This window comes from Shinella sp. GW821-FHT10F02, assembly GCF_058809275.1.
On record NZ_JBXASL010000002.1, the window covers coordinates 225,227 to 248,247 of the forward strand.

The window sequence follows — 23,021 nt, forward strand, 5'->3', positions numbered from 1 at the left end:
ATTCCGGTCAGGCTGGCCGTACCCGGCATGATTGACGTCGCCTTTTGTCGTAAACCGGTGGCATCCGCTATTTGTCACGGCGCGACCCGCTAAACCAACAAGCATGAGCCATTATTGGATCCAATCTATTATATTCCGAAAGCTGCGTCTAGTGTAGACGCGGGGAAATCGCAGCGCGATGGAGCCCGAAAAAAGATCAGATGCGCGTGTCGCGAAAACCAAGACGATGCAAGCCGCGCTGCACATCGGGAGCGCCCATGAACAGGCGCCAAAGCAGCCCCGATCTATAGTTTTCGATCATCGCGACGATAGGGCCTTGGTTGATCGCGAGATGCCAGGCTGAAATCCAGTTCTCACCCGGCGCAAACGCATCGGCAAAGCCATATTTCGACCAGAGACGGCCATCCTCGTACGAAAGAAATGAACGAAGAGCCGCTTCGGCTTCCAGCGGGAGAAAGGGGAAACTCGAAAGGGCAGCAGTCGGCGACAGCACCCCATGATCGTTTTCAGGGCAGCTGACCAGATAGCCGCGCGGCCCATCAGAAGCCGTCAGGCCCCATCCGTGCACGCCATAGCCGCCGTGACCTTTCGGATTGCGTTTGCAGTGCTCGAAATTGATGCGCGCATGCGCGACGACCTGCTGCCAATGATCGACATAGTCGTCTCCAAGATTTCGAGGGTCCAGGGTGCAGAAGGAATATTGCGACAGGAAAAGCGGCCCGCCGTAAGGCATGCCGACCGGAAGGGCATGACCGTAATAGGACTGTCCGTTTCGATGCCCGCCTTCGTTCGCCCAGCCGACATGGTAAACTTCCGGATCGATCGGCGAAGATTCGGAACCTGCCGCCAGCACGTAAGCGATCAGCGCCTCGTTCCAGCCCGTGATGGGCATGTTCAGGTGCCATTCGTGCTTAGGGCTCCAGTGCCAGTATAAGGACGGCCGGGCACCCGGGCGAACGAAACCAGACCAATCGACGGCATCGCAGACGCGATTGATCCGCTCCCGTAAATCGCTCTCTAGCGGCGTATCACCGGAAAAGAACTCGCGGGCACAGATGAGCCCCTGAATCAGCAAGCTCGTCTCGACAAGATCAGCGCCGTCGTCCCTCGGAATCCATTGCACGACCTTCAGCGTCGTTGCCCGAACGAAATGTGGGAAAGCGCCTTTAAACCGTGGAATCTGCTCAAGGCTATCCAAGATCCTGTCGATACGGCGGCATGCTTCCGGGTGCGCGATCCATTGCCTGAAGGCCATGACCAGGATTGCCAGAATTCCGAAACCGACGGCGCCAATGGAAACAAGGTCATATGGGTCTCCCTGCTTCACCGGCCGGCGATCGTAGGGCAGCGATGTCGCGTCGTTGGCGCCTTCGACGAAGTAATTTGCATGCGCCAACTGGACAATGTCCAGCACATCCGAAAGCGCGCTTTCCCTTGGAATGTCGGGAAAGCCGCCCGGATAAGTCGGCTGGTGGGACGTAAAACCGGAAGAATGATGATTCATGCGATCTGGAAGCCATGGCGAAGCGGGTCGTGGTCGTCGACAAAGATCGTGTTATGCCCCGTCACACGCGCCCAACCAGATACACTCGGAAGAATGCCAGAGAAAGATCCCACATTCGCCGCAGCCTCGACGCGGCAATTGAACATCGTGCCGATGATGCTTTCATGGACGAACGTTTCGCCGACATTGAGGCGCTGGCGCGCCACCAGTTGAGCCATTCGTGCGGACGATCCCGTTCCGCACGGTGACCGATCAATCGCCTTCTCCCCGTAAAAGACGGCATTGCGCGCATTCGCTTTGGCATCACGCGGCTTGTCGCACCACATGACATGCGAAACGCCCGCGATACGCTGATCGTCCGGGTGGGTCGGGCTGAGCTTTGCCTGCGCTGCGGCGCGAACCTTCGGGCTGAGCTCGACGATCTCGCCTGCACTCATTCGGTCAAGTCCCGGCCAGGTCGCCTGAGGCTCGACGATGACATAATAATTGCCGCCATAGGACAGATCGACCGTCAACGTTCCAAGGCCTTCGACGTCGATTTCGACATCTTGCGCATGCAGATAACTGGCGACGTTGAAAAGCCGCACCTGCTCGACCTTGCCGCCTGACTTCGAATATTCGATGTCGACGCGCCCGGCCGGAGTTTCGAGTGACAGCTTGCCGTTTCGCTTGGGCGTAACCACACCGGTTTCCAGCGCGGCGGTGACTGTTCCGATCGTGCCGTGGCCGCACATCGGAAGGCAGCCGCTCACTTCTATGAAGAGCACGCCGACGTCGCAGTCGGGGCGGGAGGACGGATAGAGGATCGTCCCGGACATCACGTCATGTCCCCTCGGCTCAAACATCAGCGCGCGACGGACCCAGTCGTGATCACGAAGGAAAAGCTCCCGTTTCTCCGCCATCGAGACATTCGGAAGAAAGGGCGCTCCCCCGGCGACAACGCGCACAGGGTTGCCGCAGGTGTGGGCATCAATGCAGAAAAACGTATGGCGAGTCATTGAGGCGCGGATCCCCTTGTATGGCGAAGCGATTGGCAGAAAACGGCGCAAGATCGATGGATGGCGCCAATCCCGAAACAAGTTGCGAAACGAGCTTGCCGGTGGTGGCAGCTTGGGTGAGCCCCAGATGCCCGTGACCGAACGCGTAGATCACACGCGACGACCTGTAGGATCGACCGATCACAGGCAGAGAATCCGGCGTGGCCGGCCTATGCCCACTCCACTCCGACCCCGTGCACCCCTTGATGCCCGGCAGATATTTCGCCGCGAGCGTAAGGAGAGCCTGGCATCGTTTCATGTTCGGTTTGGCACGAAGCCCGCCGAATTCGGCAGCACCTCCAAGTCGCAGGCCGCTGCTCAAGGGCGTCGCCACGAACTTCCTGTCCGCAAAGATGATCTCACGCCTTAGCGTGACCGGAGCATCCTTGATGGTGGTGTTGTAGCCGCGCTCGCTTTCCAGAAGGACACGATCGCCAAGATATCCAAGAAGCTGAGCCGACCAGGCACCCGCAGCAATAACGAGCGTCTCGAATTGAAGGCCTCTGCTGGCCGTGTGGGCAACAACACGGGTTTTCTCGGGGATAACACGTTCGATGTTCTCGCATAGAAACGTCACGCCTTGGGATATCAGCCACGCGCGCAGCCCATCCAAAATCACTTTCGGATCGGATATCTGCCCCCATTGAGGCGTAAGGACACCACTTGCCGCGAGCGGGCCGAGAGCAGGTTCGAGTTCCCGAACTTCGGAGGCCGAGAGTTCGATTACCTCGATTCCACATCCTCGCTTCGTCTCCCACTCCAGCCGATCGCGCGCCAGACCATCGGGCTTTTCATAGACGGTAAGCGCGCCGGTGCGGCTGATGTGTTGCGCCATTCCTACATCGCGAAGCAGAGCGGCGAGATCGTCATAGGCACGCCCATTGATCGAAGCCAATGCCCCGGAAATCCGTGGCAATGCCTCAGAACGGCCGGCACGCACGAAGGCGGCCAGCCATGGAAGCAACCGAAGCGCATGACCTGGGCGTACCGCCAGAGGACCGAGAGGATCCAGGAGCCATCCGGGAACTTTCTTCCAAAGACCCGGGATCGACGCCGGCATCACCTCGGTAACGGCAACCCCGCCCGCATTGCCCGAGGATGCGTTACCGCCATTTGCGTCGCGATCGATGACGGTAACGCTCGCTCCTATCTGGACCAACGCATATGCCACCGAGAGACCGACTATCCCTGCTCCAACAACTGCGACCTTTTTTGACGGCACTATTCCCTCGCGTCAGCACTAGACATGGGTTCTCAACAGAGCCATGGATATAATGTAGATTGGATCCAATAATTGGTATGGTCAACCTGAAATCTGACGGGCCAAAAAAGTTTCAAGGGCGGAGTGGACAGCATGATTGTTTGATTGTAGATTGGATCCAATCTTTCTTTCAAGACCAACAGGACAGGATGGTTAGACTATGGCGAAGTGGACAGGCGTTTTTCCGGCAGTGACGACAAAGCTGACACAGGACGGCAAGGTCGATATCGAGCAAACCAAGGCAAGCATCGACCGCCTCGTGAAATCAGGCGTTTCGGGCGTTATCGTTCTCCCGATGCTCGGTGAAAATGCATCGATGAGCATGGAAGAACGCGAAGCCGTCATTCGGGCCGCCGTCGATGTGGTGAAAGGTCGTGTTCCCGTCCTTTCCGGCCTCGCCGAAATCACGCTGGAAAATGCGAAGAAGAACGCGAAGCTCTACGAAACCTTCGGAGCGCAGGGCCTCATGGTATTCCCGAGCCTTGGCTACAAGACGGACAACCGTGAGACCGTCGAATGGTACAAGGGCATCGCCAGCGCCTCGTCGCTGCCGATCATGATCTACAACAACCCGATCGCGTACGGCGTTGACTGCACCGTCGATGTTCTCAAGGATCTGGTCGATGTGCCGGAGATCGTGTGCATCAAGGAAGAGACAGGCGACATCCGCCGCGTCACCGACATGTATGTGGCTTTCGGCGATCGTTTCAGCATCTTCTGTGGTGTCGACGACCTGATCGTCGAAAGCTCGGCGCTTGGCGTGACCGGCTGGGTTTCCGGCATGACGAATGTCTGGCCCGCCGAATGTGTCGAGCTATTCAACCTTTGCGCTGAAGACCGTTATGCCGAAGCGCGCGCCCTTTACAGGATCCTGACGCCGTCGTTCCATCTCGATACGCATGTCAAGCTTGTGCAATACATCAAGCTTGCCGAAAACCTCGTCTACGGCGCTCCGGAATGGACCCGCGCTCCCCGACTGCCGCTCGTCGGCGCCGAGCGTGATTTCGTTGTCTCGACTGTGAAACATGCAATCGCCGTTCTCGCGGGTCGCGCCAAGCAGGCCGCTTGATTTCATCCGAGCAAACGCCCCTCGCCCGCCATATGCCGGGCGAGGGTTTACGCGTGGATTTATCCTGCGCGATATTGCCGAACATCTGGAGACTACATGACCATCACCGGTGAGCTTCTGATCGGGCTTGAGAACCGTCGCGGCGCAAACAGCCAACTCTGGGGCGTCGAAGCCGCCTCCGGCGAGCGGCTTCAACCAGGGTTTGGTGGTGCCGAACTCAGCGATCTGGACGATGCCTGCGCATTGGCCGAATCGTCTTTCGATGCCTATCGGCAGACGACCCTGGAGAAGCGTGCCTGCTTCCTGGAACGGATCGCAGATAACATTCTTGCCATCGGCAACGAGCTGGTAGAGCGCTGCATGGCAGAAAGCGGCCTGCCGCGGGCGAGAGTGGAAGGCGAACGCGGCAGAACGGTCGGACAGCTAAGGCTTTTTGCTTCTGTACTCCGCGACGGCAGATACCTCGACATCCGCATCGACAAGGCGCTTCCAGAACGCACGCCGGCGCCCCGTGCCGATATCCGTCTTCGGCATATCGGGCTCGGTCCGGTGGCTGTGTTCGGTGCCTCAAACTTTCCTTTGGCCTTTTCGGTCGCGGGCGGCGATACGGCCTCCGCGCTGGCCGCAGGTTGCCCGGTCATTGTAAAAGCCCACTCCGCCCATCCCGGCACATCCGAGCTGGTCGGCCGCGCCGTCCAGAACGCCGTTCGAGACTGCGGCTTGCCGGAAGGCGTCTTCTCCCTGCTATTCGATTCCGGCCGACAGATTTCGCAGGCACTGGTCGCCGATCATCGCATCAAGGCCGTGGGCTTCACTGGCTCGCGACGGGCCGGAACCGCATTCATGCAAATCGCGGCGTCGAGACCAGAGCCCATTCCAGTCTACGCGGAAATGAGCTCCATCAACCCCGTTGTTATTTTCCCGGAAGCGCTCGCAGCGCGAGGGCGCGAGATCGGCCGGGACCTGGTGGCCGCCCTAACGCTGGGCGCAGGCCAGTTCTGCACCAATCCAGGCCTCGTCATCGTATTGGAGGACAGCGGCTATGCCGCGTTCACGGCATCTCTGGCGGACACGCTGAAGCAGTCGCAAGCTGCAACAATGCTGACGCCCGGGATTTGCAAGAGCTATCGCGACGGCATCGAAGCGCTGGAAGCGAACCCTTCTGTCAAAACGATCGCCAAGGGTGTTCCCGGCAACAATTTCCAGGGCCAGGCGGCCGCCTTTGAGACGGATGCCGCAAACTTCCTCGCCCATAAGGAACTGCACGAAGAGGTCTTCGGAGCAGCCACGCTTGTGGTGCGGTGCGCGACTGTTGGAGAATTGCGGGCCGTCGTTTCTGCGCTCGAAGGCCAGCTTACGATCTCCATGCATGCGGACGAAGGCGACTATGAGGAAGCCCGCCGCTTCATTCCGCTGTTCGAGCGGAAAGCAGGCCGCCTGATCCTCAACGGGTTTGGAACGGGCGTCGAGGTTTGCCATGCCATGGTTCACGGCGGCCCCTTTCCTGCAACCTCGGATTCCCGGACGACCTCCGTCGGAAGCCTTGCGATAGCACGCTTCCTTCGGCCGGTTTCATATCAGTCGTTTCCGTCGAAGCTTCTCGCGACGGAGCTTCTGGATGAAAATCCGCTGGATTTACCGCGCCGGACGGATCCTGCGCTCTGATCAACAGAGCCAAGGCGCTCCGCCTCTCTTCCAAAACATCAGCCCCGCCCAGGACGACAAGCACCTTGGGCGAAGCCTTGCTCCATCATTTAGAATTTGCTGTCTTCGTTGATGAACTTGATCGCATTGTCCTTGGTGATGATCGGCGAGGCGAGTGCTGTCTTTTGAGGGACGGCGGCACCGGCGAGGATTGCCATCAGACGGTTGAAGCCGGCGCGGCCGATCTGGTCGGAGCTGTTGAGGCCGGTCGCACCGTAATTGCTGCCGTCGCGGTTGATCTCCTGCAGCGCGCCCATTTCGCCATCGACGGCAGCGACGAAGATGTCGCTGTCGCGGCCGGCGTCATGGATGGCTTTTTGCGCGCCGAGGCACATCGAGTCGTTCTCGCAGAAGACGGCGTTGATGTCCTTCTCCTTGGCAAGCATGTCCTCCATCTGCTTGAAGCCGCCATCGGCGCTCCAGCCGCCCCAGCCCGGGGCGACGACGGCGTCCATCTTCGCTTCGGCCAACTTGGCCTTGACGCCGTCCGAACGGTCCGAGCCGATCGTATTGTCGGCCGGGCCACCGCGGATGATCACCACCTTGCCCTTGCCGCCCAGGCGCCTGACGATGTAATCGCCGATACCCTCGCCAATGACGCGGTTATCCGGGCCAACCCAGCTCGTATAGTCGCCGCCCTTTAGGAGCCGGTCGACCATGACCACCGGCACCCCGGCCTGCTGGATCGCGTCGAGGGCTGCGGGGGCTGCCTCGATGAAGGCACCGGAGACGATCAGCCCCTTGACGTTCTGGTTCAAGAGGTCCTCGACATCGGCCGTCAGCTTGGCGACGTCGCCGCCGGCGTCGGTCGAGAGGATCCTGATGTTGGAATAGGGCTTGGCCTCGTCCTTCACCGCCTCGTCCATGCCGACGAAATAGGCGCAGCAGAGCGACAGGTTGACCATGCCGATCTTGATTTCATCCTCCGCAGCCTTGGCCGCACCCGTGGCCATGGCGGCGACCGCCATGGTGGTGATGCCGAAAGTCCTCAGTTTTTTCAGTAGCGTCATCTTTTTTCCTCCCTTTGATAACGTGCGCGCAAGGCGCGGCTTTCATGCCTTCTTGCGCCGGGCAAGCACGGCGACGAGAATAATCGCCCCCTTCAGCAACTGCTGGTAATAGGAGTCGACATTGAAGAGGTTGAGCACGTTGTCGACGACGGCGAGCGCCAGCACGCCGCCGAGCACACCGGAGGTCTTCCCGCCCCCGCCGCCCAGCAGGCCGCCGCCGATGACCACGGCCGCGATCGCATCCAGTTCGTAGCCCACACCAACGCTCGGCTGGGCGATGCCGAGGCGGCTGGCCAGAAGCACGCCGGCAATCGCGGCAAACAGGCCGCAGATGACATAGGCCCCGATGAGGTGCTTGCGCACGTCGACGCCCGCAAGCCGCACCGCCTCCTTGTTGACACCCAGCGCATAAGCCGCGCGCCCCGAGACCGTGTGTTCGAGATAGAACCAAACTGCGGGCACGGCGAGAGCGAACAGGATGAAGTTCACCGGGATCGGCCCGAGAAACGCCCCGCCGATCAGCGAGCGGAACATATCGTCCGCCGGATAGCGCGGCGTATCGGCGTAAACGTAGAGCAGGCCGCGCAGGCTGCCCATCGTCGCCAGCGTCACGATGAAGGGCTGCAGGTTGAAGCGCGCCGTCAGCCAGCCGTTCACCCCGCCGACCGCGGCCCCCATGGCAAGCGCAATCGCGATTGCCCCGGAGAAATGCATCTGCTCCTGAAGGCCGGTCGCGAGCAGGCCGGCAAAGGCCAGCACCGAGCCGACCGATAGATCGATGCCGGCGGTGCGGATGACGATCAGCAGGCCGAGGCTCAGGAAGCCGTTGGTGACGATCTGGCGCGAGATGTTGACGATGTTGCGCTGGGTCAGGAACGAATCCGACGCGAAGGCGGCAAACACGACCAGCGCGAGGATCGCCGCCGCAAAGATCAGGTCGGCGCGGCTGAAGCGGTTGAGAAAGGCCATCTTGGGCTCGCTAGGGGTCACGGCGTCGGTCAATGCAACTGCTCCGGTCGTGTCGTGGCCTCAAGGCCGGCGGCGTGCATGAACAGCACCTCCATGCTGAATTCGTCGGGCGTCAGCTCGGCGACGATCGTGCCCTCGCGCATCACCAGCAGCCGGTCGGAAAGGCCGATCACCTCGGGCATTTCCGACGAGATGAGCAGCACCGCCGCGCCCTCCGTCGCAAGCTCGGCGATCATCCTGTAGATATCGACCTTGGTGGCGATATCGACGCCGCGCGTCGGCTCGTCGAAGATGAAGAGCTTGACGCCCTCGACCAGCAGCCACTTTGCCAGCACCACCTTCTGCTGGTTGCCGCCCGAAAGCTGGCGCACCGGCCGATCCGTGCCCTTGGGCCGGATCGAAAGGCCTGAAACCTGCCCGTCGACCAGGTGTTTTCGCGCGTCGCCATCGATGACGCCGAAGCGCGACATGCGGCCGAAGCTCGCAAGCGATGCGTTGTCCATGACGCTCGCATCGAGCGCCAGTCCGTCGCCCTTGCGATCTTCAGTGATCATGGCGATGCCGTCGCGCACGGCCTGGCGCGGAGACGTGTAGTTCGCATCGCGGCCGGAAAACCTCACCGTGCCGTGCCCGGCCGGTTCCGCTCCAAAAATGGCTTTCGCCACCTCCGTGCGGCCGGAACCAACGAGGCCGAACATGCCGACGATCTCGCCTGCCCGCACCTTGAAATCGATATCGCGGAAAACGCCCGGCCGGGTGAGATGCTCGACCTCCAGCACGACGGGGCCTGCCGTCCGGTTGCGTTCCGGAAAGATCGCCTCCAGCGGCCGCCCGACCATGGCCTCGATCAGCTTGCCCTGCCCGACGCCGTCAAGACGGCCGGAGAGCACGCTGCGCCCGTCCTTCAGCACGACGAATTCCTCGGCAATGCGGAAAATCTCCTCCATGCGATGGGAGATGTAGAGGATCGTGGTGCCGGCGGCGGCGAGCTTGCGCACCTTGTCGAACAGTTTTTCCGTTTCCAGCGCCGAAAGCACGGCCGTCGGCTCGTCGAGGATCAGGATGCGAGGCTGCGCGACCAGCGCCTTGGCGATCTCGACGATCTGCTGGCGGGCAACCGACAGGTCGCTGACCAGCATCGCGGGATCGATATCGGAGAAGCCGAACTCGGCCAGCACTTCGGACGCGATGCGGTTTGCCGCCGCCCAGTCGATCACCCAGGACAGCCGACGGCAGGGCATGCGTCCCATCAGCATGTTTTCCGCGACGCTCAGGTGCGGTAGCAGGCTCAGTTCCTGATAGACGGTCTGGATGCCGAGCCCCATGGCATCGGCGGGATTGGCGATCTGCACCTGCCGTCCATCGAGCGAGATCGTGCCGCTGTCGGGCAGGACCGCGCCGGAGAGCATCTTCATCAGCGTCGATTTTCCGGCACCGTTTTCGCCGCAGAGCGCCAGCACCTTGCCCTCCCCGACGGTGAACGAAATCTCGCGCACGGCCGGGTTGCCGTCATAGCTCTTGGCGATCTTGCTTACGGTCAGCGCCGGCATGTCACACCCCCGCCCCGAAGACATCGGTCAAAAGCAGGGTCTTTTCCTTGCTCATGTGCAGCAAGGTCTCGTGGATACCCTCGCGGCCGTTGCCGCTCGCCTTGTTGCCGCCGAAGGGAAGGGATTCCACCCGAACCGCCGTCGTGTGGTTGACGACGACCGTGCCGACGTCGAGCCGCTCATAGGCGCGCATGATCTTGCGCAGGTCGCGCGTAAAAATCGCCGCCTGCAGGCCGAAGGGGCTGTCATTGGCGAGCTCGAGCGCCGCTTCGAAATCGTCATAGGGGATGAGCGGCAGAACGGGTCCGAAGGTCTCTTCCGCAAAAGCGGGCGTGCCCGGCGCAACGCCGGTGAGAATGGTCGGCTCGTAGAAATTGCCGTTGCGCCTGCCGCCCGTGACAATTTTCGCGCCGTCGGCAACGGCCTGACGCACCTGCGCCTCCACGCGTTCCGCTGCACGGGTATTGATAAGCGGCCCCACATTCGTCGCCGCATCGAGCGGATCGCCGATTTTCAAGGTCGCAGTCCGTTCGGTGACCGACGCAAGCAGCGGCTCGAAGATCGAGCGGTGCACCAGCACGCGCTTGACGGCGCAGCAGATCTGGCCGTTGCCGCTGGTGAAGCGGCCGGCGATCAGGGCATCGGCCACCTGGTCGATGTCGGCATCCTCGCAGACGATGGTGGCATCGTTGCCGCCGAGTTCCAGATGCACCTTCTTCAGCGTCTGGGCCGCGACTTCGAGGATGCGCTTGCCGGCAGCGGTGCTTCCGGTCATGGCGATCATCTGCACGCCTTCGGCCCGCACCAGCGCCTCGCCGGTCTCGCGCCCGCCGGTCAGCACCTGATGGGCGGCCTGCGGCAGGCCGGCTTCTTCGAGATAGCGACTGATCTCGATCACCGCGAGCGGGCAATCCTCCGGCGTCTTGGTGATGACGGCATTGCCGGCCGCCAGGCCGCCCGCGACCTTGTGGCTCCACAATTCGACCGGATAGTTGAACGGCACGATGGCGGCGATGACGCCGAGCGGTTCATAGCGGGTGATCGCCAGAGAATGCTCGCGGCCGGGAATGGAATCGAGCGGCACGCTCTTGCCGAACAGGCGCTTCGCCTCCTCCGCATAGCCGCGGAAGATGCGGGCCGCAACGCCGACCTCGCTCGTCGTTTCGGCCAGCCGCTTGCCATTTTCCCGGCAGAGAAGACGGCCGAGTTCCTCCTGGTTCGCCTCGATACGGCGGGCAACCGATTCCAGAATTTCATAGCGACGATGCGCCGGCAGTGCCGCCATTCGCGCGCGGCCGGCCTGCGCTGCCTGAACGGCACGGGCGACATCGCCTTCGCCTGCGCGCGGCACTTCGCCGATCTGCTCGTTGTTCACCGGATTGAGAATGGGATCGGCAGAGCCATCGGCAGCTTTCGTCCAGCCGCCGTCGATCAGCATAAGCATGGTGGTCTCCTCTTCGGTCCAAAGAGCTAGATCAAATATTGAATAACGTCAACGATAATTGAACTTGAAAACATTTATTATCTTGAATATACGAATATTGAACATGGAGGCGACATGGCGGATATCGACGGCAACATCAGCGCAACGGCCCTCAAGGCCCTGGCGGTCCTGGATTTCATCGGCGAGCAGCGGCGCCCTCTCTCAGTGCAGGAGGTGGCGGAAGGCATCGGCGCCGACCGCGCCACCGCCTACCGCATGCTGATGACGCTCGTGCATGCCGGATATGTCGTGCGCGAGGACAAGACCTATCGGCTGAGCTTCAAGGTGCTGTCGCTCGCGCGCTATCTCGTCAGCGACGACGAGCGCAGCCTGCAGATCCTGGGCTGCCTGCGGCAGATATCGGAGGAGACGGGCGAGACGGTCCATTATTCGGCGCTCGACAACGATTGCGCCGTTCTGGTCTTCCGGGTGAAGGGCATCCAGCGGGTAAGCGTCGATTTCCAGATCGGCGACCGTTCGCCCCTGCCCTGCACCTCGATCGGCAAAGTGTTGCTCGCCTATGGCGACGCCCGCTTCTCCGAAAAAATCATCGCCCGCGGCCTGCCGAAAGTGGCGCCCAAGACGATCACCGACCCGGAAGAGCTTCGGCGCGAACTCGTCCACATCCGCGCCCAAGGCTATGCCTATGACGACTTGGAGTTTTCCGACGACATGCGCTGCCTCGCGATACCGGTGTTCGAAAGAGGCGGCCAGGTTCCCGGCGGGGTGGCAATCTCCGGACCGAGCAGTCGCTTCGATCTGGCTAAACTCAACGAATTGAGAGCCACGGCCATGCCCCATGTCCTTGAGCTGGGCAGGCGGCTTGGCGGTTGAAAGCTGAGCGGCGGGAGGATTACCGAATGGCAATCGGACAGCGCGATGTATAAGCCATGCTTAGCCACGGATAGGTGAGAATGTGGGGGCGATCGTGAAGCAAACGGCTACTTGCATTAGCGCATCCTGGAAATCCGTCGGCGCAGCCAACCGGATCCAATTTCGGCCAACAGGACAAGAGCGATGATCACCAACAGGATCGCCGCCACCCGGGTGGATTCGAGTTGTTGTGTCGTTCGCTTCAGATACCAGCCCATGCCGCCACCTCCGAAGAAGCCGACGACGGTCGCGGCGCGGAAGGCGACGTCCCAGGTGTAGATCGCGACGCCGGTGAAGGCGACGCGCACCTGCGGCACGACCGCATATTGGAAGACCTGGAGCGGGCCGGCGCCGACCGAGCGCATGGCATCGACCGGTCCCATGTCGATCGCCTCCATCTCGTCGGAAAAGAGCTTTCCGGCAAAGCCGATGCAGAAGACGGTGAGCGCCAGCGTGCCTGCCAGCATGCCGAAGCCGAACAAGGTGACGAAGAGGATGGTCCAGATCGTCTCGTGGATGGAACGGCTGCCCATGATGGCGAAGCGGCCGAAGGGATAGGCGAAACGCCGGCTGATGGTGATGTTGCGCGCGGCGAGCCAGGCGAGCGGTATGGCGAATACCACGCCGAAGAACCCGCCGAGCAGTGACATTTCCAGCGTGCGGATGACCGAGCGGATGAAATCCGCGTCGGAAACATAGTCCATGTCCGGCGGAAAATAGCGGGTGGCGAGGATCTCCGCCAACCGCGGGAAGGCGCCGAGAATGCGCGCCAGGTCGATGTTGAGGAAGGCGACGGACCAGGCGAGGAACGTCAGGATAGCCAGCAGCACGGCGAAGCGGATCGTCGATTGCGGGTGGCGATAACGCGACCAGCGGCGCGGCGCGGTCGGGATGGGTTGTGTCGATGCGAGTGCCATTGCCGCCTCCTAGATCAACTCCAGCAAAAGTGCGCAGCGGTTTTGCGTCCGGAATTGATGAAAAACAAATAGATAGAGCATTTCAGGTGATCGCGTATTTCGCCGGAAATGCTCTAGATGACTGCCTTGCGGGCGAAGTGGGAGACCACCTCGCCGAGCGCGATGAGGGCGAGAACCGCAAGGACCACCAGCGTCACGCCGCCATAGTTGAACATTGCCATCTGGCGGAAGAAGACGAGGCCGAGACCACCGGCGCCGACCAGGCCCATGATGGCGGAGCGGCGGATATTGATGTCCCACTCGAAGATGATGGTGCCGATGATGACCGGCAGGATCTGCGGCACGATGCCGTAATACATCACCTGGAATTGGTTGCCACCGACGGCGCGGATCGCCTCGACGGGCTTCGGATCGATGTTCTCGATCGCCTCCGCCGTGATCTTCGAGATGAAGCCGATGGAGCGCATCGCGACGGCGAGGATGCCGGGCAAGGCACCGAGACCGACAGCGCCGACGAAGAGCAGCGCCCATATGATCTCGTGGATCGAGCGGGACAGCACCATCAGGAAGCGGCCCACCGGATAGAGGATGTAGCGGCTCGGCGTGACGTTCGCCGCACCGAACCAGGCGACGGGCAGCGACAACACGCAGCCGAGGATGGTGCCGAGCGTTGCCATCATCAGCGTTTCGAGTGCCGGCACCAGGAGCTTCGACGCGAGCGACCAATCGACCCAGAAGAAGCGTTCGAGCGTGCCGGCGATGCCGAGCGCGCCGCCCATGCGCGCCCAGTCGGTATCGAACATGATCGTGTCCCAGAAGCACCAGGCGAGCACGGCGACAGTTGCGGCCACGATCAGCCAGTTCGTCGTGCGGCGGCTGCGCTTGTGGGCGAGCCAGGCATCGAAACCGTGCTCGGAGACGGAAGCGGACGCCAGGCTCATCACAGCACCTCCATCGCGTAGATCTCGTCAAGGTCCTGCTTGCGCATGCCCTTCGACGGCCCGTCGAATTTCTTGTAGCCGTCCTGCATGCCGATGATGCGGTTGCAGCTTTCGAGTGCCAGCTGCACGTCGTGGATGTTGCAGAGCACGGGGACCTTGAACTCCGTCGCCAGCTCGTGGATCAACCGCATCACATCGCGCGAAATCTTCGGGTCGAGTGCGGAGGTCGGCTCGTCGAGCAGCAGGATTTCCGGCTTCTGCATCAGCGCGCGGGCAATGCCGACGCGCTGGCGCTGGCCGCCGGAAAGCGCATCCGCGCGTTTGTCGATATGGTCCTGCAAACCGACCTTTTCGAGCAGGTGCAGTGCCCGGTCGATATCCTCGCGCGGGAAGGCCTTGAAGAAGCTGCGGAAGGCGCCGGTATAGCCGAGCCTGCCCGACAGCACATTGTCCATGACCGACATGCGGTTCACCAGGTTGAACTCCTGGAAGATCATGCCGATGCGCCGGCGCAGGTGCCGCAGTTCCGCCCCGCGCAGCGGCCGCACCGACTGGCCGAACAGGAAGATGTCGCCCTCCGTCGGCTCGACGAGCCGGTTGATACAGCGGATCAGCGTCGACTTGCCGGCGCCGCTCGGTCCGATGACGGCGCAGAAATCGTCGCCATCGACAGCAAAATCGATCCCCTTGAGGATCTGCGGGCCATTGGCCGCATAGCTGACTTTCAGGTTGCGCACTTGCAGGATCGACATGGACGCCACCGTTTCAGCCATGGAGCCGCGCGACGCGCGGCTCTCGACAATGTGCTTTTCGTGTCTCACTGGCTCGCCGCCTTTTCGGCTGCGACGAGCTTACGGATGATGTCGTAGTCACTGTCCTTCATGGCGACGAATTTCGTCGAGGCGATGCCATCGAAGAACGGTTTTGCCGCCGGGTCCTCGTGCAGCGTCAGGAACGCTTCGCGGATGGAGGCCTTCAGCGGCTCACAGAGATCGCTGCGATAGACCATCGGGTCCTGCGGAATGATATCCGACTGCCAGAGCACCCGGAAGTCCTCCTTCTTGGCGAGCCCGCGGTCGATGACGTTGTCAAGGCGGTGCGTGGCGACGAAGGCATCGTCGACGCGGCCCTCCTTGACCGCCAAAGCCGACTGGTCGTGCCCGCCGGTATAGACGACCTTGGAGAAGTAGTTCTCCAGCTCCGGCCCCGTGCCGATCTTCTCGCCGAACACCATGCGCGGCAGGAGATTGCCCGACGTGCTCGCCGGGTCGGCAAGGCCGACGACGGAGCCCTTGAGGGATTCGATGCTGTCAAACTTCGAGCCGGCCGGCACGACGAGCACCGCGCGGTAGCCCGGCCCTTCCTCCTGGAAGTGTCCCTTGGTCTTGGTATAGGTGGCGAAGACCTCGAGGTTCGGGTCCTTCTCCCTGGCGAGCACATAGGAGTTCGGCCCGTGCACGCCGATCTGCACCCAGCCATTGACCATGCCCTCGATGACCGAGGCATAGGAGGTCGGCATGAAGAACTCGACGGACTTGCCGGTCTTTTCCTTCAGCTTGTCGAGCAGGGGCTTGTAGATGTCGAGCTCCTGCGTCGTCTCCTCCGTCGGAATGATGGAGAAGACCAGCGTGTCGGGGTTCTTGCACTCCTCTGCAAGGGCACCCGACGTCGTATAGGCGATCACCGCACCCAGGGTTGCCAGGCCGGCCACAGTACGTTTCAGAACAGTCATTCTTTCCTCCCAAAAAGTGATTGCTGCCGATATGCCGGATCATCCGGTGTCGCGGCCTCCTGTTTCGATCAAGCCACTGCCATCTGTTTCCTTCCATCACCGCCGGCAACGGCCAGAAGCGCCTCCCGTTTGCCGATGAAGTTCTGTCCCCGCTCGCCCTCGAAGGCGTCGGCGATGAGTTCGCGCCATTCCTGGTCGCCGATGCCGTAATGGCGGTAGTCCGTGGCGACGCCCAACCCGTTCAGGAATGCCTCCAACTGCTCGGCCGCCTTCGGCGCATCGGTCCCGAAGACCGCCTGCAGACCCTCCGCGCAGATACCGCCCTCCCCGGCGACGCTGCGGATGATCATGGGAAGCGAGAACGAGCAGGCGATGCCGTGCGGCACGCCATGGCGCAGCGTGATCGGGTAGGACAGCGAATGGGCGATGGCCGTCTTGGTGTTGGAGAAGGCGAAACCCGCAAGAGTGGCGGCGCGCGCCATGCGGCCCCGAAGCTCGACATTCCTGAGATCGTTGACGAGCAATGGCAGGGTGGACAGCACCCCGCGGGCCGCGGCGATCGCATGGGCCATGGAGACGGGGTTTGCGCTCCGGTTCCACAGGCTTTCCAGCGAATGCGACAGGGCGTCGAGGCCGGTCTGGACGGTCAGGTCCTTCGGCTTGCCGATCATCAGTTCGGGGTCGACGATCGAATATTCCGGATAGAGGCCGGGATGGGCGAGCGAGAATTTGACGCCGCCCGCATTGTCCCAGACGGTTCCCCAGCAGGTGACTTCGCTGCCCGTGCCGGCCGTCGTCGGCACCGCGATCAGCGCCCAGGGCGAAAGGGTACCGGCGCCGGCTCGCTTCTTGAGATAGGCATCCATGGCAGCGAAATCGCCGCGGGCGGCGGCAAAGACCTTGGCCGAATCGATGACCGAGCCGCCGCCGAGCGCGACGATGACCTCCGGTTGGCGGGAGAGCCCGGCAAAGCGGCCGGTCTGGACTTCCAGAAGGGCGATATCCGGGTTGGGGGCGATGTCGTCGATGACGAGGACCGGCGCGCCGGCGTCCGCCTCGAGACGGGCGGCGAGGCCGCGGAAGAAGGCGTCGCCATAGGTGACGAGGGCGTAGCTGCGACCGGCGATGGCATCGGCCAATCGTGCAAAGCTGCCGGGGCCGAAACGGACGTCAACGGGGTTGCGATAGGACCACACGAGGAAATTCCTGTTCTGCAAAAATGATAGGCAGGAACACTCTGGCAAACGCGCAATCTATTGACTAATACAAATCTCTGCCGATTATCATAGACTATGGCTATAGTATTCACCCATCTTCGGTCCTTCCATGCGGTCGCCGAAAACCGCGGCTTCACGTCCGCGGCCCAGGCGCTGAACATCAGCCAGCCCACGGTGACGACCCAGGTGAAAGAGCTGGAAGACCGCTACGGCGTCGAGCTGTTCGTGCGCCGGGGGCGCCGCGTCGAGCTATCGGAAACGGGCGTTGCCCTGTTCGACGTCACCAAGCGCATCATGAGCATGCACGAGGAGGCCGAGGAGCTTCTGCTGAGCAGCGGCAAGCTCGAAACCGGCCAGTTGCGTCTTGCTGCCGTCGGTCCCTTCCATGCGACCGAGATGGTGGCGCGCTTCCTGGCGAAATATCCCGCAATCAAGGTCAGCATGCTGCTCGGCAATTCCGACCAGACCTTGCAGCGCGTGCTCGATCTCGAATCCGACGTTGCGATCCTGGCGCATGCGGTAGACGATCCGCGCATCTCCTCCGTGCCGTTCAGCACCCATGACGTGGTCGTCTTCGTCAATGTCGACCATCCCTGGTATGGCCGCGAGGAGGTTTCCATTGCCGAACTTGCCGACCAGCCGCTGATCCTGCGCGAGGTGGGTTCGACGACGCGGCGCGCGCTGGAACAGGCGGCGCTGGAGGCGGACGTGCCCATCAAGCCGCTGCTCGAAATCGGCAGCCGCGAGGGGGTTTGGAAGGCCGTCGAGCGCGGGCTCGGCATCGGTGTCGTCGCAGATTTCGAATTCGTCGCGCATCCCCGCCTCGGCACGATCCGCTTTTCCGATGCCCGGATCCAGACCGAATACCGCCTCTCCTGCTTGATGGAGCGGCGGGGCTCGCCGAAGATCGAAGCCTTCCTGAAATCCGTGCTGGCGCCGTGATCGCAGGCGTACACCTATAGATTCAGCCTATACATCTATCGAAACTTTAAAATTGACTAATAGGCTGCATTCGACCGACTCTCCTGCGTTCAACACATAGGGATGTGTTCAACAGACAGGGAATGAGCCGATGCACCTCTCCGCCGTCCTCCTGCACCTGGCCGGTGCCACCATGCTGCTGCTCTTCGCCGTGCATATGGTGCGAAGCGGCATGGAGAATGCCTTTGGCGGCGGCCTGCGAACGATGCTGGGCGCCGCGCGGCAGGGCCACGCCAAGGCCGCGGCCGGGGGAACAGCCATGGCCATCCTGCTGCAAAGCTCGACCGCTGTCGCCATGCTCGCCTGCGGCTTTGCCGCAAACGGCATTCTTGCCGTTCCGACCGGGCTTGCCCTGCTGCTTGGCGCCGATCTCGGCTCGGCGCTCGTCGTGCGGGTGCTGTCCTTCGATCTCGGCTGGCTGGTTCCGGTCTGTCTCTTTGCCGGCGGCGTGCTGCATCTGAAATTTTCCGCGCGGCGCACGCGCGAGATCGGCCGCATGGTGCTCGGCGTCGGCTTCGTGCTGCTGTCGCTGCGGCTGATCGGTACGGCGACGGCGCCACTGCGCGATGGCGCCATGCTGCCCTCGCTGTCCGGCTATCTCGCCGAGGACTATCTGACGGCCTTCCTGGTCGGTGCGCTCTTCACCTGGCTCGTGCATTCCAGCGTGGCGGCGATCCTGATGGTCGCGACCTTTGCCGGACAGGGGCTGGTGCCGCTGGAAGCCGCCGTGCCACTGGTGCTCGGCGCCAATCTCGGCGGCGGCCTGATCGCCTTCTGGCTGTCGCGTGGCATGCCGCCGGCCGCCCAGCGCATCCCCGTCGGCAACCTCTTCTTCCGCGCGACCGCCTCGCTCGCCGCCCTCGCTCTCGTAGAAATGGCGGCGCCGCCGATTGCCGCGCTTGGCTCCGGGCCGGCGGATGCGCTCGTGAACTTCCATGTGCTCTTCAACGCCGCCCTCGTGCTGGCGGGCCTGCCCTTCGTTGCCGTGATGACACGCCTCGTCGGCCGGCTGCTGCCCGATGCGGAGACCAAGCCTGCCAGCGACGATCCGCTGCAAAACCGCGTCACCGCACTCGACCGCTCGGTGATCACCACCCCGCGGCTGGCGCTTGCCAGCGCGACACGCGAGCTCCTGCGAATGGGCGAACTCGTCGAGGTGATGGTCCGTCCGGTCATGGATCTGCTGCGTGCAGGAGAACGCGTCGAGATCACCCGCGTGCGCGACATCGACAATGCGGTCAACCAAGCCCACACCGACATCAAGCTCTATCTCGCCGAGGTGAACCGCGGCACCATGACCACGGAAGAGGCTTCGCGCAGCATCGAGCTCACCGACTTTGCCATCAATCTCGAACATGCCGGCGATATCATCGCGAAGAACCTGCTGGTCCTTGCCGAGGAGCGAGCGGACAAGAACTGGCGCTTTTCCAGCGAAGGCTGGGCCGAGCTGATCGACCTGCATGCCCAGGTCGTCGAGAACATGCATCTCTCCCTCAACGTCCTCATCTCGCAGGATCCGCCCTCGGCGCGCCAGCTCGTGCTGGAAAAGGAGAAGATGCGGGAAATGGCGCGCTACACCCACGACCGGCATCTGCGCCGCTTGCAATCCGGCACGCCCGAAAGCATTGAGACGAGCGGCATGCATATCGAGATCGCGCGCGGCCTGAAGGAGATCAATTCGCTCCTCGTCACCGTCGCCTACCCGATCCTCACCCGCAGCGGCGATCTTCTCACGAGCCGCCTCGCCAACTCCAACCCATAGCAAGAATCTATCGATCGAATTCAGAATTGCAATTTTTCAGATGGATGCTTTTGCGGCAGATAGATCGGGAAACATACGCGGACCGGCGCGCTGCCCCGGCTCCGCTCTGAGGAAGGAACCCCGTCATGAACCAGATGTCACCCATCACCGTCACCGCCAACGGACGCGACTATCAGTGGCCGAAGGTTCCAGCCATCGCCATCTGCCTCGACGGCTGCGAGCCGGCCTATCTCGACGCGGCGATCGAGGCCGGGCTGATGCCGGCGCTAGAGCGCATACGCAAGACCGGCACCGTGCGCACCGCCCATAGCGTCATTCCGAGCTTCACCAACCCGAACAACCTGTCGATCGCCACCGGCCGTCCGCCGGCCGTGCACGGCATCTGCGGCAACTACCTCTACAATCCCGCGACGGGCGAAGAGGTGATGATGAACGACCCGAAATTCCTGCGCGCGCCGACCGTCTTCAAGGCCTTCTACGATGCCGGCGCCCGCGTCGCCGTCATCACCGCCAAGGACAAGCTGCGCGCCCTGCTCGGCCATGGCCTTGCCTATGACGAGGACCGCGCAATCTGCTTCTCGTCGGAAAAGGCCGACACCACCACCAAGGCGGCGAATGGCATCGACAATGCCTCGCAATGGCTCGGCCGCGCCGTGCCGGAAGTCTATTCGGCCGAGCTGTCGGAATTCGTCTTCGCTGCCGGCGTCAAGCTCCTGAAGGAGTTCCGCCCCGACGTGATGTATCTCACCACCACCGACTACGTGCAGCACAAATATGCGCCCGGCGTGAAGCAGGCGAACGACTTCTACGAGATGTTCGACAAATACCTCGCCGAACTCGACGCGCTCGGCGCCGCAATCGTGGTGACCGCAGACCATGGCATGAAGCCGAAGCACAAGGCCGATGGCTCGCCGGATGTCGTCTACGCCCAGGACCTCTTCGACGAATGGCTCGGCAAGAACGCCGCCCGCGTCATCCTGCCGATTACCGATCCCTACGTCGTGCATCACGGCGCGCTCGGCTCCTTCGCCACCGCTTATCTGCCGGAAGGCGCCGACCGCGCCGCCCTGATGGATCGGCTGCGCAAGGTCGAGGGCATCGATCTCGTGCTCGGCCGGGAAGACGCCTGCCACCGCTTCGAGCTGCCGGAAGACCGCATCGGCGACATCGTCATGCTCTCCACCGAAAACAAGACGATGGGCACCAGCGAGCATCGCCACGACTTAGCAGCTCTCAACGAACCGCTGCGCTCCCATGGCGGGCTCACCGAACAGGCCGTGCCCTTCATCACCAACCGGGTCCTGCCCGACCAGCCGGATGCCCCGGCACTGCGCAATTTCGACGCCTTCTACTACGCGGTCATGGCCGCGGCCCAGGCCGGCAAGAAGGCCTAAGCCGGAAATCGATGGAGAGGAAGACAGCCATGACCCGCCCCGAGACATCCATCAAAGTCCGCCATGAACCAATGCGCATCGCCGGCAAGACTGTCGATGCCGACGGTGTCGTCAACGTGCACTATCCCTATACCGACGCGGTGGTGGGCACCGTGCCGGCCGGCACGGCCGAACATGCGCGCCAGGCCTTCGAGATTGCCGCAAACTACAAGTCGAAGCTGACACGCTACGACCGCCAGAAGATCCTGTTGCGCACGGCGGAATTGCTGAATGCCCGCAGGCAAGAGATTTCCGATCTCGTCACGCTCGAACTCGGCATTTCCAAGCAGGATTCGCTCTACGAGGTCGGCCGCGCTTTCGATGTCTTCACGCTGTCGGGGCAGATGTGCATCCATGACGACGGCCAGATTTTCTCCTGCGACCTCACGCCCCACGGCAAGCAGCGCAAGATCTTCACCACGCGCGAGCCGCTGAAGGCGATCTCGGCGATCACGCCATTCAACCATCCACTCAACATGGTATCGCACAAGATCGCGCCGGCGATCGCCACCAACAACTGCATTGTCGTCAAGCCGACGGAACTGACGCCGATGACGGCGCTGGTGCTGGCGGATATCCTGTACGAGGCCGGCCTGCCGCCCGAAATGCTCTCCGTCGTCACCGGTTGGCCGCAGGCGATTGGCGACGAGATGATCACCAATCCCCATATCGACCTGATCACCTTCACCGGCGGCGTGCCGGTCGGCAAGCTGATCGCCTCGAAGGCGGGCTACAAGCGCCAGGTGCTGGAACTCGGCGGCAACGATCCGCTGATCATCCTCAACGACCTGTCGGACGACGATCTCGCGAGAGCCGCTGACCTCGCGGTGGCCGGGGCCACGAAGAATTCCGGCCAGCGCTGCACCGCCGTCAAGCGCATCCTCTGCCAGGAGAGCGTCGCCGATCGATTCGTGCCGATGGTGCTGGAGCGGGCGAAGGCGATCACCTTCGGCGATCCGATGGACCGCGCCACGCAGCTCGGCACAGTCGTGCACGAAAAGGCCGCCGCCCTCTTCGAAAAGCGGGTCTACATGGCCGCCGAACAGGGCGCCGACGTGCTCTACGATCCCGGCCGCAAGGGCGCCCTGCTCCCGCCAATCGTCGTCGACCGTGTGCCGCACGGCTCGGAACTCGTCATGGAAGAAACCTTCGGCCCGATCATCCCGATCATCCGCGCGCCGGATGACGACGACGCCCTGATCGCGCTTTCCAACTCCACCGCCTTCGGCCTTTCCTCCGGTGTCTGCACCAACGATTTCCGCCGCATGCAGAAATACATCGCCGGCCTCGAAGTCGGCACCGTCAACATCTGGGAAGTGCCCGGCTACCGCATCGAGATGAGCCCCTTCGGCGGCATCAAGGATTCCGGCAACGGCTACAAGGAAGGCGTCATCGAGGCGATGAAGAGTTTTACCAACGTCAAGACGTTTTCGTTGCCCTGGTGAATAAATCTGACGTTAACGAAATTCTCGGTCTAGGCTATAAAAGCTATGCATGTTGATTGCATTATACCTATCCACAATTGCGGGAGATTATTAACGGAACACTTGGCGCATTCTCAGCGCTCTTGACGGGATT

19 protein-coding genes are annotated in these 23,021 nt (G+C 62.2%); 7 read left to right on the forward strand and 12 right to left on the reverse strand.

The features are described 5' to 3' along the window. Positions 1-196: 196 nt before the first annotated feature. The 3 genes from AC1RWL_RS07025 to AC1RWL_RS07035 are packed head-to-tail and all read right to left on the reverse strand — an operon-like array spanning position 197 to position 3,763. Positions 197-1,504 (reverse strand): glucoamylase family protein, encoded by a 1,308-nt coding sequence (locus tag AC1RWL_RS07025; RefSeq protein WP_493094031.1) that lies wholly within the window; start codon positions 1,502-1,504, stop codon positions 197-199. Then, positions 1,501-2,502 carry a 4-hydroxyproline epimerase gene (locus AC1RWL_RS07030; RefSeq protein ID WP_493094032.1) on the reverse strand — a complete coding sequence of 334 codons (1,002 nt, stop codon included), beginning with the start codon at positions 2,500-2,502 and terminating at the stop codon, positions 1,501-1,503. The genes AC1RWL_RS07025 and AC1RWL_RS07030 overlap by 4 nt, the downstream gene beginning before the upstream one ends. Continuing rightward, complete coding sequence (locus tag AC1RWL_RS07035; protein WP_493094033.1) at positions 2,474-3,763, reverse strand: NAD(P)/FAD-dependent oxidoreductase; 1,290 nt, start codon at positions 3,761-3,763, stop codon at positions 2,474-2,476. Before AC1RWL_RS07035 ends, AC1RWL_RS07030 begins: the two co-directional genes overlap by 29 nt. Before the next feature lie 199 nt (positions 3,764-3,962). Between AC1RWL_RS07035 and AC1RWL_RS07040 the strand changes: the two genes are divergently transcribed. Then, the gene (locus AC1RWL_RS07040; RefSeq protein ID WP_493094034.1) at positions 3,963-4,871 is read left to right on the forward strand and encodes a dihydrodipicolinate synthase family protein; all 909 of its coding nucleotides are present in this window, start codon (positions 3,963-3,965) and stop codon (positions 4,869-4,871) included. Between the two features lie 96 nt (positions 4,872-4,967). After that, on the forward strand, positions 4,968-6,536 hold the full coding sequence (locus AC1RWL_RS07045; protein WP_493094035.1) for an aldehyde dehydrogenase (NADP(+)): 1,569 nt from the start codon (positions 4,968-4,970) through the stop codon (positions 6,534-6,536). Between the two features lie 89 nt (positions 6,537-6,625). Here the strand turns inward: AC1RWL_RS07045 and AC1RWL_RS07050 are convergent, their stop codons facing one another. Genes AC1RWL_RS07050 through AC1RWL_RS07065 form a run of 4 tightly spaced genes read right to left on the reverse strand, consistent with a single transcriptional unit; the run spans position 6,626 to position 11,548 of the window. After that, entirely contained in the window at positions 6,626-7,585 is a 960-nt protein-coding gene (locus AC1RWL_RS07050; protein WP_493094036.1) for a substrate-binding domain-containing protein, read from the reverse strand. 42 nt (positions 7,586-7,627) lie between these two features. Next, a complete protein-coding gene (locus AC1RWL_RS07055; RefSeq protein WP_493094037.1) occupies positions 7,628-8,554 on the reverse strand; it encodes an ABC transporter permease in 927 nt (308 codons plus the stop codon). Between the two features lie 29 nt (positions 8,555-8,583). Beyond that, positions 8,584-10,104, reverse strand: a complete 1,521-nt coding sequence (locus AC1RWL_RS07060; protein WP_493094038.1) for a sugar ABC transporter ATP-binding protein — start codon at positions 10,102-10,104, stop codon at positions 8,584-8,586. Position 10,105: 1 nt separating this feature from the next. Next, positions 10,106-11,548 (reverse strand): aldehyde dehydrogenase family protein, encoded by a 1,443-nt coding sequence (locus tag AC1RWL_RS07065; protein ID WP_493094039.1) that lies wholly within the window; start codon positions 11,546-11,548, stop codon positions 10,106-10,108. A gap of 114 nt (positions 11,549-11,662) precedes the next feature. On the opposite strand from AC1RWL_RS07065, the gene AC1RWL_RS07070 reads away from it, so the two are divergent. Continuing rightward, on the forward strand, positions 11,663-12,421 hold the full coding sequence (locus tag AC1RWL_RS07070) for an IclR family transcriptional regulator (RefSeq protein ID WP_439627073.1): 759 nt from the start codon (positions 11,663-11,665) through the stop codon (positions 12,419-12,421). Between the two features lie 116 nt (positions 12,422-12,537). Here the strand turns inward: AC1RWL_RS07070 and phnE (AC1RWL_RS07075) are convergent, their stop codons facing one another. From phnE (AC1RWL_RS07075) to psrA, 5 genes are all read right to left on the reverse strand, one after another. Continuing rightward, positions 12,538-13,377 (reverse strand): phosphonate ABC transporter, permease protein PhnE, encoded by an 840-nt coding sequence (gene phnE / locus AC1RWL_RS07075; RefSeq protein WP_493094040.1) that lies wholly within the window; start codon positions 13,375-13,377, stop codon positions 12,538-12,540. A gap of 113 nt (positions 13,378-13,490) precedes the next feature. Then, on the reverse strand, positions 13,491-14,318 hold the full coding sequence (gene phnE, locus AC1RWL_RS07080) for a phosphonate ABC transporter, permease protein PhnE (RefSeq protein WP_493094041.1): 828 nt from the start codon (positions 14,316-14,318) through the stop codon (positions 13,491-13,493). Continuing rightward, the gene (gene phnC, locus AC1RWL_RS07085) at positions 14,318-15,139 is read right to left on the reverse strand and encodes a phosphonate ABC transporter ATP-binding protein (protein WP_493094042.1); all 822 of its coding nucleotides are present in this window, start codon (positions 15,137-15,139) and stop codon (positions 14,318-14,320) included. The genes phnE (AC1RWL_RS07080) and phnC overlap by 1 nt, the downstream gene beginning before the upstream one ends. Then, positions 15,136-16,050 (reverse strand): phosphate/phosphite/phosphonate ABC transporter substrate-binding protein, encoded by a 915-nt coding sequence (locus AC1RWL_RS07090; RefSeq protein ID WP_493094043.1) that lies wholly within the window; start codon positions 16,048-16,050, stop codon positions 15,136-15,138. The genes phnC and AC1RWL_RS07090 overlap by 4 nt, the downstream gene beginning before the upstream one ends. Positions 16,051-16,118: 68 nt before the next feature. Next, on the reverse strand, positions 16,119-17,246 hold the full coding sequence (gene psrA, locus AC1RWL_RS07095; RefSeq protein WP_493094044.1) for an iron-containing alcohol dehydrogenase PsrA: 1,128 nt from the start codon (positions 17,244-17,246) through the stop codon (positions 16,119-16,121). Positions 17,247-17,342: 96 nt separating this feature from the next. On the opposite strand from psrA, the gene AC1RWL_RS07100 reads away from it, so the two are divergent. The 4 genes from AC1RWL_RS07100 to phnY all read left to right on the forward strand — a co-directional run bounded on the left by AC1RWL_RS07100 (position 17,343) and on the right by phnY (position 22,888). After that, on the forward strand, positions 17,343-18,209 hold the full coding sequence (locus AC1RWL_RS07100; protein ID WP_493094045.1) for a LysR substrate-binding domain-containing protein: 867 nt from the start codon (positions 17,343-17,345) through the stop codon (positions 18,207-18,209). Between the two features lie 130 nt (positions 18,210-18,339). After that, entirely contained in the window at positions 18,340-20,010 is a 1,671-nt protein-coding gene (locus AC1RWL_RS07105) for a Na/Pi cotransporter family protein (RefSeq protein ID WP_493094046.1), read from the forward strand. Positions 20,011-20,135: 125 nt separating this feature from the next. Beyond that, a complete protein-coding gene (gene phnA / locus AC1RWL_RS07110) occupies positions 20,136-21,404 on the forward strand; it encodes a phosphonoacetate hydrolase (protein ID WP_493094047.1) in 1,269 nt (422 codons plus the stop codon). Between the two features lie 29 nt (positions 21,405-21,433). After that, entirely contained in the window at positions 21,434-22,888 is a 1,455-nt protein-coding gene (gene phnY / locus AC1RWL_RS07115) for a phosphonoacetaldehyde dehydrogenase (protein ID WP_493094048.1), read from the forward strand. The last annotated feature ends 133 nt before the right edge of the window (positions 22,889-23,021 follow it).